The sequence below is a fragment of the Hymenobacter aranciens genome (assembly GCF_030580865.1).
Classification (GTDB): domain Bacteria; phylum Bacteroidota; class Bacteroidia; order Cytophagales; family Hymenobacteraceae; genus Hymenobacter; species Hymenobacter aranciens.
Genome location: NZ_JAUQSY010000014.1, coordinates 39,841 through 51,941, shown reverse-complemented (window position 1 = coordinate 51,941; position 12,101 = coordinate 39,841). Strand labels below are relative to the sequence as shown.

At 60.9% G+C, this 12,101-nt stretch carries 14 protein-coding genes; 5 read left to right on the top strand and 9 right to left on the bottom strand.

The genetic code is table 11. The features are described from left to right. Positions 1 to 193: 193 nt before the first annotated feature. Positions 194 to 844, top strand: a complete 651-nt coding sequence (plsY, locus tag Q5H93_RS18895) for a glycerol-3-phosphate 1-O-acyltransferase PlsY (RefSeq protein WP_305008212.1) — start codon at positions 194 to 196, stop codon at positions 842 to 844. An 8-nt stretch (positions 845 to 852) separates the two neighbouring features. Here plsY and Q5H93_RS18890 read toward each other — a convergent pair whose 3' ends face one another. Then, a complete protein-coding gene (locus tag Q5H93_RS18890; protein ID WP_305008211.1) occupies positions 853 to 1,560 on the bottom strand; it encodes a peptidase associated/transthyretin-like domain-containing protein in 708 nt (235 codons plus the stop codon). 156 nt (positions 1,561 to 1,716) lie between these two features. Here Q5H93_RS18890 and Q5H93_RS18885 point away from each other — a divergent pair, with 156 nt between their 5' ends. The 3 genes from Q5H93_RS18885 (at position 1,717) to Q5H93_RS18875 (ending at position 4,447) form a co-directional block, all read left to right on the top strand. After that, entirely contained in the window at positions 1,717 to 2,220 is a 504-nt protein-coding gene (locus Q5H93_RS18885) for a hypothetical protein (protein ID WP_305008210.1), read from the top strand. Between the two features lie 9 nt (positions 2,221 to 2,229). Continuing rightward, positions 2,230 to 2,802, top strand: coding sequence for a hypothetical protein (locus Q5H93_RS18880; protein ID WP_305008209.1), 573 nt, complete (start codon positions 2,230 to 2,232; stop codon positions 2,800 to 2,802). A gap of 268 nt (positions 2,803 to 3,070) precedes the next feature. After that, complete coding sequence (locus tag Q5H93_RS18875; protein ID WP_305008208.1) at positions 3,071 to 4,447, top strand: dipeptidase; 1,377 nt, start codon at positions 3,071 to 3,073, stop codon at positions 4,445 to 4,447. A gap of 62 nt (positions 4,448 to 4,509) precedes the next feature. On the opposite strand, the gene Q5H93_RS18870 is transcribed toward Q5H93_RS18875, so the two are convergent. The 4 genes from Q5H93_RS18870 to Q5H93_RS18855 form a co-directional block, all read right to left on the bottom strand. After that, positions 4,510 to 5,196: a porin family protein gene (locus Q5H93_RS18870; protein ID WP_305008207.1), complete on the bottom strand. Its 687-nt coding sequence runs from the start codon at positions 5,194 to 5,196 to the stop codon at positions 4,510 to 4,512. Positions 5,197 to 5,341: 145 nt separating this feature from the next. Beyond that, complete coding sequence (locus Q5H93_RS18865) at positions 5,342 to 5,938, bottom strand: porin family protein (RefSeq protein ID WP_305008206.1); 597 nt, start codon at positions 5,936 to 5,938, stop codon at positions 5,342 to 5,344. Between the two features lie 114 nt (positions 5,939 to 6,052). Beyond that, on the bottom strand, positions 6,053 to 6,649 hold the full coding sequence (locus Q5H93_RS18860; protein WP_305008205.1) for a porin family protein: 597 nt from the start codon (positions 6,647 to 6,649) through the stop codon (positions 6,053 to 6,055). A gap of 160 nt (positions 6,650 to 6,809) precedes the next feature. Further along, on the bottom strand, positions 6,810 to 7,388 hold the full coding sequence (locus Q5H93_RS18855; RefSeq protein WP_305008204.1) for a porin family protein: 579 nt from the start codon (positions 7,386 to 7,388) through the stop codon (positions 6,810 to 6,812). A 202-nt stretch (positions 7,389 to 7,590) separates the two neighbouring features. Between Q5H93_RS18855 and Q5H93_RS18850 the strand changes: the two genes are divergently transcribed. After that, a complete protein-coding gene (locus Q5H93_RS18850; RefSeq protein WP_305008203.1) occupies positions 7,591 to 8,682 on the top strand; it encodes an acyloxyacyl hydrolase in 1,092 nt (363 codons plus the stop codon). Positions 8,683 to 8,772: 90 nt separating this feature from the next. Here the strand turns inward: Q5H93_RS18850 and Q5H93_RS18845 are convergent, their stop codons facing one another. The 4 genes from Q5H93_RS18845 to Q5H93_RS18830 are packed head-to-tail and all read right to left on the bottom strand — an operon-like array spanning position 8,773 to position 12,039. Beyond that, complete coding sequence (locus Q5H93_RS18845) at positions 8,773 to 9,822, bottom strand: quinone-dependent dihydroorotate dehydrogenase (RefSeq protein WP_305008202.1); 1,050 nt, start codon at positions 9,820 to 9,822, stop codon at positions 8,773 to 8,775. Beyond that, positions 9,815 to 10,192 (bottom strand): HepT-like ribonuclease domain-containing protein, encoded by a 378-nt coding sequence (locus Q5H93_RS18840; protein WP_305008201.1) that lies wholly within the window; start codon positions 10,190 to 10,192, stop codon positions 9,815 to 9,817. The genes Q5H93_RS18845 and Q5H93_RS18840 overlap by 8 nt, the downstream gene beginning before the upstream one ends. Continuing rightward, positions 10,176 to 10,484 carry a nucleotidyltransferase family protein gene (locus Q5H93_RS18835; RefSeq protein WP_305008199.1) on the bottom strand — a complete coding sequence of 103 codons (309 nt, stop codon included), beginning with the start codon at positions 10,482 to 10,484 and terminating at the stop codon, positions 10,176 to 10,178. The genes Q5H93_RS18840 and Q5H93_RS18835 overlap by 17 nt, the downstream gene beginning before the upstream one ends. A gap of 19 nt (positions 10,485 to 10,503) precedes the next feature. After that, entirely contained in the window at positions 10,504 to 12,039 is a 1,536-nt protein-coding gene (locus Q5H93_RS18830) for a YifB family Mg chelatase-like AAA ATPase (RefSeq protein ID WP_305008198.1), read from the bottom strand. Positions 12,040 to 12,101: the final 62 nt, after the last annotated feature.

The following is a 12,101-nucleotide window of genomic DNA, read 5'->3' as shown; positions in this document are numbered from 1 at the left end:
ACGGGGGTGGTTCGCCCGGTCGCGCCGTTTGCGCATTCATGTGCCATTTGGCGCTTATTTGCGGCCTTATTCGCTATTCCCGTTTCCCCCGCGAGTCGTTCCAGCGGCGCGACCGGTTCAACCACCCCCGTTCGCTGCTCAGCGCAGCTCACATCCCCTCCTTTCCAAGGAGGGGAGTTTTCGTTCTAATTTCATGCTTCTTCTGATACCCACCCTCCTCCTGGCCTACCTGCTCGGCTCCATCCCCACGGCGCTGTGGGTGGGCCGCTGGTTTTTCGATTTAAAAGACATCCGCGAGCACGGCTCGGGCAATGCCGGGGCCACCAATACCTTCCGGGTGCTGGGCAAAAAAGCGGGCTCCTTCGTGCTGCTGGTGGATGCCCTGAAGGGCTTCGTGGCGGCCTACGGGCTGCCGCATTGGCTGATAAACCACGACGCGAGCCTGGCGCCCTACCTGGTGTTTGTGCAGCTGGCCTGCGGGGCGCTGGCGGTGGTGGGGCACATCTACCCGGTGTTTGCGCAGTTTCGGGGGGGCAAGGGCGTGGCCACCATCCTGGGCATGATGCTGGGCGTGGCCCCGGCCACGGTGGGCGTGTGCATTCTGGTATTTCTGCTCATGCTAAGCATCTGGCGCTACGTGTCGCTGAGCAGCATGACGGCGGGCGTGGCCTTCGCGCTGCTGCAGCTGCTGCCGGGCACGCCGTTCTATCCCCGGCAATACCCGGGCTTCATGATTGGCTTCGGCTTCGTGCTGGCGGGGCTGCTTATTTACACCCACCGGGCTAATATCGGGCGGCTGCGGAGTGGCACCGAGAGCAGGGTGCCGCTGTGGGGGAAGAAGTAGAGGGTTTGCTAGTAGTTGGGCAAGTGGCGGCGGTGCCACCGCAGCATTTGACGGCTTTTGCGTGCCGATAGGGGGCGGTAATGCTCTTCCAGACCAGTGAAAGGATAAGCCATTTGCATAAGTAGCCTTGAGCCCCGACGCTCTAGCAAATAGACTTTTTGGGTGCCACTGGGCATCCGGCTGCTTTGGGGGCGTAGTGAGATGGTATATTCCCGGTTGTCACCGGGCATGGTGGCGAAGGTGACCTTCTCGTAGCTGAGGTAGTGTGCCCGGATGCTGTCGCCGGCAGTTGGGGTATAGTTCAAGTACGCCTGCCCGTCCATATTCGTAGCGGTGCTGACGTCCGGATGCGTCGTGCTGCTAATACTTGTGCCAGGCAGTCCTTCCTGGTTGCCTTCATCCAGCACCCGCACCCGGATACCGGTGAGCCGCCCTGGGATAGGTGCAATGGTGTCGATACGGATGGGTAGGGGAGGCTTCGTCCAGGTGTCAAATTGCAAAATGAGGCTGTCGCCAGCCAGTTGAAACGTGCCGCCTCCGTACCGCCCCCTGTCGTTGTGATAAACAAAACGCCCATTGTTAAACCAAAAGAAATCCGAGTGCATCCAGAACTCCGCTTTGCCTTGTTCGGTGATAAAGCCGCCTTGTAGCGGCTGAGCCTGCCCGTGGAAGAGGAGTAGAAAAGTTGCGGCCAGCAACAGAAGTATCGAGCGCATAATTTGGTAAGGAAAGACCAGGCGGAAACAGGATGCCGAATGCTTCGAAATTCCTTAGACGCAGGCGCAAGTAGGCGAATTATCTTGCTGCGTAAATGAAGCAAGCTGAGTTGCGACATTTTTGCTTGCGACACGCAGCAGCAGTTTGCCATTTGGTTGGGGCAGGCCCGTTCCAGCATTGCCGAGAGCGAAACGGGTCGCCGCCCTCCTTCCATCCGGGAGGGCTACTGGGAGCGCAGCCGCCGCCTTACCTTGGCGGCTATCGGTAAAGCCCTCGACCCCCTTACCGGCGACTCGCTACCCGGCCTGCCGCCGCTGCCACCCCTGCCGCCCGCTGCCCAGCCGCTGCAGGACCGCGTGCGCGACTGCCGCCACCGCATCCGCAACCTGCAATACGACTTGGCCGACATGCAGGAAAAGGCCAAACCTTACGAGGCCCGCCGAGCCGCCCTGCCCACCCTGCTGCCCTGGACCGGCCCCGACCCAAGCCCCGACCTGGCCGCCGCCTGGCTCGACCTTTTTGAAAAGGAAGCCGAGGTGGCGCTGCTCTATACCTGCGGCGCCGGCCCCCAGCGTCTGCTCCAGGCCCGCATTGCCGGGCTCGAGCGCGAGTGCGAGCTACTGGAAGAACTGCTGGCCCCGTTGCCGCCCGCGCCGTAACTTCCGGGTATGCGCTACTTACTCGCCATCCTGGCACTGCTGCTGACGCTGCCCGCCCGCGCCCAGCGCCTCGACACGCCCCTGGCCGAGCCGCCGGCGGGCTTCCACTGGCAGCCGCTGCCCGAGGCGCGGGCCGCCCTGCTGCTGCCCGACGGCTGGTATTTCCGGCCCGAGGTGCAGAAAAACAACCTCACCTACTACCTCACGCAGGACCAGATGGGGGAGAGCGGGCAGTACCAGGCCGGGCTGTCGCTGCACGTAGTGCGCCGGGCCAAGAAATACACCAGGCTGCCCGCCCCCGCCTACGCCGAGCGGCTGATGCTGCGCGCCGGCTTCGGCCAGGGCCAGCGGCAGCAGGAGCAGGGCCACCGCACCGAGGGGCCGCTTGCGCTGCGCTGGGTGCGCTACCGCGAAGCCCTGCCCGACGCCGAGCCGCGCATGGTGTATCAGTTGGCAATGGCCAATGGCAAAACCGATACGCTGTACCTGCTGGTATTTGAAGGCCCGGAAAAGGAGTGGGCCGAGCTGTGGCCGCTGGGCCAAACAATGGTGCGCGAGCTGACGCTGGATTCGAAGTTGTAGGGGCGAAAGTAGCTGGCCGTAGTCTGAAGGGAGCGTAGCGACCGTGACTGCTGGCCGAGGAGTGGGGTGAGTTTGTAACTCACGGCCGCGCAGCGGCCATCTGGCCCCGCGCCGAAAGCCCCGCCGCGAGCTTGCCGCTACGCGGCAGAGAGTCTGGAGACTCCCGCCACTTACCGGTCAGCAGCCACGGTCGCGGCGCTCCCTTCAGACTGCGGCCAGCGGCCGCGCCGTATTTTTACCCCACCCAACACCTCCAAACCTCCCAAAAATGGCCCAGCCCACCTACCTCACCGACCACCAGGCCCGCTTTCTCGAAGAGCTGAAAGACTGGCTGCGCATCCCCAGCGTCTCGGCCGACCCCAAGTTTCACGGCGACGTGCTGAAAGCCGCCGACTACCTCAAAGCCCGCCTCGAAGCCGCCGGCGTGCAGGATGTGGAGCTGTGCCCCACCGCCGGCAACCCCATTGTGTATGGCGAATACCGCGCCGGCGACGACAAGCCCACCGTGCTCGTGTACGGCCACTACGACGTGCAGCCCGCCGACCCCTACGAGCTCTGGACCTCGCCGCCCTTCGAGCCGGTGATTAAAGACGAAAAAATCTACGCCCGCGGCGCCTGCGACGACAAAGGCCAGGTGTACATGCACGTGGCGGCCTTCGAGATGATGATGCGCGACGGCCAGGGCGGCGTGCCCTGCAACATCAAGTTCATGTTCGAAGGCGAGGAGGAAATCGGCTCCGTGAACCTGGAGCTGTTCGTGCGCGCCAACCGCGACAAGCTGCGCGCCGACGTGCTGCTGCTCTCCGACACCGGCATCATCGCCAACGACGTGCCCAGTATCGAAGTGGGCCTGCGCGGCCTCAGCTACCACGAGGTGGAGGTGACCGGTCCCGGCCGCGACCTGCACTCGGGCCTCTACGGCGGCGCCGTGCAAAACCCCATCAACGCCCTCTGCGAGATGATTGCCAGCCTGCACGATGCCAACGGCCATATCACCATCCCCGGCTTCTACGACAACGTGGCCGTGCTCTCGGACGACGAGCGCACCGAGCTGAATAAGGCGCCCTACAACGACGACGAGTTCAAGCAAAGCATCGGCCTGCCCGACACCTACGGCGAGAAAGGCTACACCACCATCGAGCGCACCAGCATCCGCCCCACGCTTGATGTGAACGGCATCTGGGGCGGCTACACCGGCGAAGGCGCCAAAACCGTCATTGCCTCCAAGGCCTTCGCCAAAATCTCGATGCGCCTGGTGCCCCACCAGACCAGCGACGAAATCAGCCAGCTGTTCCAAAAGCACTTCGAAAGCATCGCCCCGCAGGGCGTCGTCGTGAAAGTGAAGCCCCACCACGGCGGCGAGCCCGTCGTCACGCCCACCGACTCGGTGGCCTACAAAGCCGCCGCCGACGCCATGGAAACCACCTTTGGCAAGCGCCCCATTCCCACGCGGGGCGGTGGCTCCATCCCCATCGTGGCCATGTTCAAAAATGAGCTGCAGCTCGACGCCGTCATGCTCGGCTTCGGCCTCGACTCCGACGCCATTCACTCGCCCAACGAGCACTTCGGCGTCTTCAACTTCCTGAAGGGCATCGAAACCATCCCGCACTTCTACCGCAACTACGCGGCGGCCGAAAGCCGCTAACGACAACGGCCGGGGCACATAGCCCCGGCCGTTTTTTTTGGCCTGCCGGTCTGGTCTGGCTACTACTTACCGCCCAGCAGCGGGAAGCTCACCGACAGGAAATACGCGTCGTTGCGGTGGTTGGGCTGGTAGCTGCCGCGGCCGCCCGATGCTTCGGGCGCCACCGTTTTGTAGGCATTGGTAATCCCCACATCGTAGCGCAGGCCAATGGCGATGCCATCCGCGTTGCGGTAGCCAATACCCAGCAGGAAGCCCGCATCCAGGGTGCGGAAGCTGGATTTGAGGTCGGCCTCGGTATCGCTCTGCCTGGCCGCGAGCAGGGCACTCACGCGCGGGCCGGCTTCCAGAAACCAGGCCTGCTTGCCGGTCACGCCGTCGAAGTAGCGCCGGGCGAGCAGGGGAACGTCGATGTAGCGCAGCCGCAAATCAGGAATCTGCATGTCGCGGTCGTACGAAGAGCCCTTTTCGGCATACAGCACTTCGGGGTGAAAGGTCCAGGTATCGCTCAGGTGCACATCGGCCATCAGGCCCGCGTGCACGCCCGGGCGGTACTGTGCCTTTTGCCCGGTGGTGGCGTCGGCGCCCATGAAGCGGCTGGCCATGGGGCCCAGCGTGAGGCCCAGCAGCAAACCCGGTCGGCGGGTGCTATCGGCGGCGGGAGCGGTGGGGCTGGCAGCAGCAAGGGTTTGGGCGCCGGCGGCCCCGGTGCTGCCCGCCAGCAGGGCCAGAAGGAGGAGAGAATGTTTCATTACACAATAAAAACCAGCCGCCACGCGGCAATCCGGCTACAAAGCTAGCGCCGGAACGCACAACGCGCCCGGTTTCAAGCTGGAAACCGGGCGTGCGGGCCTTGAAGCGGTTTGGGCAATGGCCGCTTCAGTAAGCAATACTGGCTTAGCGCCCGCCAAACGAATACGTGAGGTAGAGCTGAAAAGCGCTGTTGCGGCGGCGCAATTCCAGGGTGCCAATGCTGGTTTCGGCCGACGGAGTGTTATTGACAAAGCCGCCGTTGTAGCGCAGACCGATGCCCGGCCCGGCTTTGCGCTGGTACCCCAGGCCCACCAGGTAGCCAAAATCAAAGTCGTTGAAGTTATTTTTGATGTCGTTGCTAAAGCTGCCGGCCTTGCCACTAGCAGCCAGCAACACCCCTACCTGCGGCCCGGCTTCAAAAAACAGCCCGTCGGCATTGACGTGAAAGGCCAGCGGAATGTCTAGGTAATGCAGCCGCTGCCGAACGTCTTCGTTGATGTCGTACTTGGTGCCTTTCTGCGAGTAGATGATTTCGGGCTGGAAGGCAAAAAGCTTCGTGAGGCCGATGTTGACAAAGCCTCCGGCGTGGAAGCCAAACAACCCTTTTAAATTATCGGCATCTTCGCCGACGTATGACGAGTAGGTGCCGCCTGCCTTCAGGCCCAGCGAGATATTGCGTTGAGCCTGCGCGGCACCGCTCAGGCCCGCCAGCAGGGCCAGGGTAAAAATCGTTTTTTTCATAAGAAGAACAGCCGTGGTATGGCCGGCAAAGCTACGCCCGGGGCGGGCTGGCGCCCAAAAAAAGGCCCGGCCTCCGCAGGGGAGGCCGGGCTTTTTAAGAAGGGGGAGGGCAAATTACTTGCCGCCGAACATGTAACCTACCGACAGTTGGAAGGCACTGTTGCGGGCTTTCGCTTGTACCGAGGTACCGAGCACGTCAACTTCTTTGTACACGTTGGTGATGCCGCCGTTGTAGCGCAGGCCGAAGTTCAGGCCGCTTTCCAGTTGGTAGCCCAGGCCGGCAGCGTAGCCGAAATCGAAGGTGTTGAACGCTTCTTTGGTATCTGTGTCTTCAGCTTTACTGCTCACGAGCAAGCCAAACTGCGGGCCCAGCTCGAAGAACAGGCCGCTGCCGTTGTCGCCGGTGTTCACCTTTACCATCACCGGTACGTCAACGTAATTCTGGTTCAACTTCACGGTTTCGCCGCTTTCCTTGCCCTGCGCACCTTTCTGCGAGAACAGCACTTCCGGCTGAATCGAGAACATATCGTTAACGGCGAAGTTGGCTACGGCCCCAACCAGGAAACCGACTTTGTTGTCGCTATCGTCGCTTACGTCGTCACCCATGAAATTGGTGAGCGTAGCGCCGGCCTTCACGCCGAAGGTAGCCTGGGCCTGAGCCGTGGCCGAAATGCCGGCCAACAGGCCGAGCGAGAGAAGAACTTTTTTCATACGGGAAGAAAAAAAGTGAAAATTTGATGAATGACGCGACAAAGCTAAGAAGTAATTTTAGTTTGTTATTAAAACGGAATTAGAAATTTCAATAGTGCGCACAAAAAAAGCCCGGTTTCCGCGAGGGAAACCGGGCTTTTTCGGATTAAGAGCGCAAGGTTTACTTGCTGCCGAATTCGTAGCCAACTACAAAGTTGAACGAGCGGGTGCGCACTTGGTCGAAGCCGTCATCGTCCTTACCAACGCTGTTGATGCCGCCGTTGAAGCGCAGACCCAGGCTCAGCCCCTCGGTGAGGTAGTAGCCCAGGCCAGCCGCGTAGCCAAACTGGAAGCGTTGCAATTGGTCGGTTTCGATGCTGCCTTTGTCTTCACCGCCAAGCTTGGCCGACAACAGGTAGCCCACTTGCGGGCCAGCTTCCACATAGAACCCGCCGGTGCGGTACTTCACGAAGATGGGCAGGTCGACGTAGTGCAGGTCGAGGCGCACCGAGGTGTCATCGTACTGCGTGCCTTTCAGGTTGTAAAGCAGCTCGGGCTGAATCGACACATTTTCCGACAAGGGGAAATTTGCTGTGAGGCCGCCCAGGCCGCCGAGGGCATAGGTTAGGCCGTCGGTGTTGTCGCCGCTCAACGTGTTAGCCGAGATGCCAGCGCGAATACCGATACGGGCACCGTCTTGAGCCTGAGCAGCGCCAGCGACGCCAGCCAGAAGAACGAGAGAAAGGATAACCTTTTTCATGAGAAAATGGAAAAAATAGAAATGGGGTATGAAAAAACAGGATTGATTTGGAGCAGGAGTCCGGGCTTATAGCGTAAAGCTCTAGTGCAGGGTTGCCAAAATTGTGTACGAAATCCGTGGTCGCGCCGGGGCGAGAGCTTAATGCTTATTTTTGGGGCTGTTCTGTAGGAATATGCATCTGATAAATAAGTATGAAGATTGGATGAAGCTCGGGTTAATGGCGGGCTTGCTGGTTGGCAAGGTCGCCGTGGCGCGGGCCCAAGAAGCCGCCCCGCCCATGCCCCTGGTGGTAGGTGCGTATGCACAGAGTAGCTTCATCATGGCGCACACCCCGGCCATCAGGCACCTGGTCAATTCGCACCCGACGGGCTTCGAAATCAACCTGCAGCGCCAGACTACCGGCGGCGCCGACTGGCACGGCTGGTATAAGTTTCCGAAGCTGGGGCTGGCGCTGGTGTACTACGACTTTCACAATCCCACGCTGGGCTACGCCTTTGCGGCCAGTCCCTACATCAGCAAGACGTTTTCGCGCAATGCCCGGCACGACCTGAGCTTCCGGCTGGGCGCCGGCCTGGCCTACCTCACCAACCCCTACGACCAGCAGACGAACCACAAAAACAGTATTGCCAGCTCGGCCATCAACGCCACGCTGCAAATGCGCCTGGAGTACGACCGCGCCATTACGCCGCACCTGGGGCTGCTGGTGGGCCTGGGGCTCAACCACTATTCCAACGGGGCCACCTCGCGCCCCAATTTCGGCGTGAACCTGCCCACGCTGCTGCTGGGCCTCAACTACCACCAGCAGCGGCCCACTACGTTCGTCAACACATTTGCGGCTGCACCCACCGAAGTCGGTCACAACTTCGTGAACCTGAGCACTAGCATAGGCTTCGTGCAGCGCAACGCCGGCGACCACACCAAGTACCTCGTCAACTCGGTGACGGCTGCCGTGGGCCGCCGGGTCAACCGCAAATCGAACCTGCTGCTGGGCGTCGAGGGCTTCTACGACCGTAGCCTGACGGCCAATCTCAACGACACCACCCGCGCCGGCGTGACCAAGCCCGATGTGAAAAAAGCGGGCGTATTTGTGGGGCACGAGCTGCTATTCGGGCGGCTGGCTTTCGTGTCGCACCTGGGATTTTACGTCTACGCGCCCTACAAATCGAGCACGCCCTACTACGAGCGGCTGGGGCTGAAATACCATTTCACCGACCTGCTGTTCGGCGCCGTCGATTTGAAAATTCACCGCGGCGCGGCTGACGTTATCGAGTTCAAGGCCGGGGTAAAATTATAGGCTGCCTGCCGCCCCGGTGGCAGATTCAGCAGTCCTGCATCAGCCGGATGCATTGTATAACAGTGCTTTGATAAGTAACCGGACGAGCCGCTACGCGGAATTCGCCTGGTTACTTACCAAGTACTCGTTTATTTCCCGTACCAGCCCTGGCCCTTCATACACAAACCCCGTGTACACCTGCACCAGCGCCGCGCCCGCCGCCAGCTTGTCCAGTGCATCCTGTGCCGAATGGATGCCACCCGAGCCAATGATGGGTAAGCCGCCGTCGGATTTGCGGTGCAGGTAGCGTACCACTTCAGTGGCCCGCTCGCGCAAGGGCTTGCCGCTGAGCCCTCCCGCGCCCAGGGCCGTAACCTGGGCCGCCGGCGTCAGCAGCCCTTCGCGGCTGATGGTCGTGTTGGTGGCCACGAGGCCGCTGAGCTTGGTTTCACGGGCTATTTCCAGAATGTCGTCGAGCTGCGAATTCGTCAGGTCGGGGGCGATTTTCAGGAGTAGCGGGCGTGGCTGGGGGCGGCGCCGGTTGCGCTCCTGCACCTGCTGTAGGATATCAATCAGCGGCTTTTTATCCTGCAACTCCCGCAGGCCCGGTGTGTTGGGCGAGCTCACGTTTACCACGAAATAGTCGACCACCCCGGCCAGTGCCTCGAAGCCAGCCACGTAATCCTGCGCCGCCAGCTCGTTGGGCGTGTACTTGTTTTTGCCGATGTTGCCGCCGATGATAAGCTGCCGGTTGCGCCGCCGGGCCAGGCGCTGGGCCACCACCTCGGCCCCGTCGTTGTTGAACCCCATGCGGTTGAGCAGCGCCTCGTCCTGCGGCAGCCGGAACAGGCGCGGCGCCGGGTTGCCGGGCTGCGGCCGGGGCGTCACGGTCCCGATTTCCACGAAGCCAAAGCCCAGCAGCGCCAGCTCATCGGTGAGTACCGCGTTTTTGTCGAGCCCGGCGGCCAGGCCCACGGGGTTGGGGAATTTCAGGCCGAACACCTCGCGCTCCAGGCTGGGATGCTGGTAGTTGTAGAGGTTTTTTAGAACGGCTTTCGCACCCGGCAGCGTAGCCATGCGCCGCAGGTTGTCGAAAACGAAATGGTGGGCGCGCTCGGCGTCGAGTTGGAATAGGAGGGGTTTGAGGAGGGATTTATACACTGCCTGCCCGTTGCGCCTGTTCGCTGGCCTGTACTTGGCTAATCACACCGGGAAGCTCTAGCAGTAGCGGCGGTACATCGTTAATAACCGAGTCCCAGATATCGGCCAACTCTACCCGAAAATATTCATGAGCTACAAAATTGCGTAGGCTTCGTGCTCCCAGCCAGTCAATTTGCGGAAACAACTGCTTGGTAGCATTGGAGATATGATTCGCGGCTTCCCCAATCACCATAAATCGGCGCATTGCTACATCGTGTGCGTCTTCATCGGCCAAGAAATCAGTTAATGAAAGCCCGGCCATCCGGCGGCTAATGCGCTCGGCTGCTTCCAACATGTGTTGCAGCCGCGTAGAATCAAGCTGCTTGCTCATAAACAGTACGTAAGTCAGGTTCTATATGCGGTTGAGAAAACGGAGACAGCGCTGTCCCCAAATCTATGCTGATACCTAGGCGCTGCTCTAATTCTTCTTGGTAGCGCCCCAAATCGAATAGCGACAGCCGACGACCCGGTATCCGGCTCAGCAGCACATCCAAATCCGACTCTGCCGTAGCCTCGCCCCGTGCATACGAGCCAAATACCTGCACGCGCTGCACCGGCTTATCGGCGAAATACTCGGCCAGCACCTGCTGGATGTAATCAAGCGAATGAGGAAGCTGTGGCATGCTACAAAGTACGGAAAAATTACCCTGCCCAGCCCTCTCTATCCAGCGAGCGGTACTGAATAGCCTCGGCCAGGTGTTGAATTTCAATAGCCTCGCTACCGGCCAGGTCGGCAATGGTGCGGGCCACTTTCAGAATACGGTCGTAGGCGCGGGCCGAGAGGCCGAGGCGCTCCATGGCGGTTTTGAGCAGCAGGCGGCCGGCCGGGCTTATCTCGCAGATATCCTTCACCATCTGCGGCGGCATCATGGCGTTGGAGTGAATGTCGGCGTAGTCCTTGAAGCGCGTTTCCTGCACCTGCCGGGCTTTGTCGACGCGCAGTTGAATGTCGGCGCTGGTTTCCGATTTGCGCGTTTCCGTCATCTGGTCGAAGGTCACGGGCGTTACCTCCACGTGCAGGTCAATACGGTCGAGCAGCGGGCCGCTCACCTTGTTCAGGTACTTCTGCACCACGCCCGGACCGCAAACACATTCTTTTTCAGGATGGTTGTAGTAGCCGCAGGGGCACGGATTCATACTGGCTATCAACATAAAGTTTGCGGGAAACTCAATGCTCACCTTGGCCCGCGAAATGGTGACGCGGCGCTCTTCCAGCGGCTGGCGCATCACCTCCAGCACGGTGCGCTTGAACTCCGGCAGCTCGTCCAGAAACAGCACGCCGTTGTGCGCCAGCGAGATTTCGCCGGGCTGCGGGTTGCCGCCGCCGCCCACCAGCGCCACGTCCGATATAGTGTGGTGTGGGGCGCGGAAGGGCCGGGTGCTCAGCAGCCCGCCGCCGGCCAGCTTACCCGCTACCGAATGAATTTTAGTGGTTTCCAGCGCCTCCTGCATCGTGAGGGGCGGCAGGATGCTGGGCAGGCGCTTGGCCAGCATGGTTTTGCCCGCGCCGGGCGGGCCAATCATTATCACGTTGTGGCCACCGGCGGCAGCTATTTCCAGAGCGCGCTTGATGTTTTCCTGGCCCTGCACGTCGGCAAAATCGGCGGTGTATTTATTGACGGAGTGCTGGAACAGGTCGCGGGTATCGACCTTGGTGGGCTTGATTTCCTGGCGGCCTTCGAAGAAGTCGATGGCTTCCTGCATCGAACCCACGGCAATCACGTCCAGGTTGTTGACGATGGCGGCCTCCTCCGCATTTTCCTTCGGCAGCAAAATTCCCTTGAAGCCTTCCTTACGGGCCTGAATGGCAATGGGCAACACCCCGCGAATGGGCCGCAGCTCGCCATCCAAAGCCATTTCGCCCATGATGATGTAGTCGCTCAGGTTATCCGCATTCAGCTGCTGCGAGGCGTGCAGAATGCCCAGCGCGATGGGCAAATCGTAGGCCGCGCCTTCCTTGCGGATGTCGGCCGGAGCCATGTTTACCACCACTTTGGTGCGCGGCATCCGGTAGCCGCGAAACTTCAGCGCTGCCTCGATGCGCTGCTGACTTTCCTTGATGGCATTGTCGGGCAGGCCCACCACGTAGAAGTTCGTGCCCGCCGTCACCACCACCTCGATGGTGATGGTGTAGGCGTTGACGCCCTGCACGGCCGAGCCGAAGGTTTTGGTGAGCATGGTAGAGAGGGTGAGACGTTGAGAAGTGAGAATTGAGATATGATACTCCCCGCAAACCTACT

Excerpts from the sequence above, each read along its gene's own strand:
- plsY (WP_305008212.1), top strand. The coding sequence starts at position 194 with ATGCTTCTTCTGATACCCACCCTCCTCCTGGCCTACCTGCTCGGCTCC.
- Q5H93_RS18890 (WP_305008211.1), bottom strand. The coding sequence starts at position 1,560 with ATGCGCTCGATACTTCTGTTGCTGGCCGCAACTTTTCTACTCCTCTTC.
- Q5H93_RS18880 (WP_305008209.1), top strand. The coding sequence starts at position 2,230 with ATGCGCTACTTACTCGCCATCCTGGCACTGCTGCTGACGCTGCCCGCC.
- Q5H93_RS18875 (WP_305008208.1), top strand. The coding sequence starts at position 3,071 with ATGGCCCAGCCCACCTACCTCACCGACCACCAGGCCCGCTTTCTCGAA.
- Q5H93_RS18870 (WP_305008207.1), bottom strand. The coding sequence starts at position 5,196 with ATGAAACATTCTCTCCTCCTTCTGGCCCTGCTGGCGGGCAGCACCGGG.
- Q5H93_RS18865 (WP_305008206.1), bottom strand. The coding sequence starts at position 5,938 with ATGAAAAAAACGATTTTTACCCTGGCCCTGCTGGCGGGCCTGAGCGGT.
- Q5H93_RS18860 (WP_305008205.1), bottom strand. The coding sequence starts at position 6,649 with ATGAAAAAAGTTCTTCTCTCGCTCGGCCTGTTGGCCGGCATTTCGGCC.
- Q5H93_RS18855 (WP_305008204.1), bottom strand. The coding sequence starts at position 7,388 with ATGAAAAAGGTTATCCTTTCTCTCGTTCTTCTGGCTGGCGTCGCTGGC.
- Q5H93_RS18850 (WP_305008203.1), top strand. The coding sequence starts at position 7,591 with ATGAAGCTCGGGTTAATGGCGGGCTTGCTGGTTGGCAAGGTCGCCGTG.
- Q5H93_RS18840 (WP_305008201.1), bottom strand. The coding sequence starts at position 10,192 with ATGAGCAAGCAGCTTGATTCTACGCGGCTGCAACACATGTTGGAAGCA.
- Q5H93_RS18835 (WP_305008199.1), bottom strand. The coding sequence starts at position 10,484 with ATGCCACAGCTTCCTCATTCGCTTGATTACATCCAGCAGGTGCTGGCC.
- Q5H93_RS18830 (WP_305008198.1), bottom strand. The coding sequence starts at position 12,039 with ATGCTCACCAAAACCTTCGGCTCGGCCGTGCAGGGCGTCAACGCCTAC.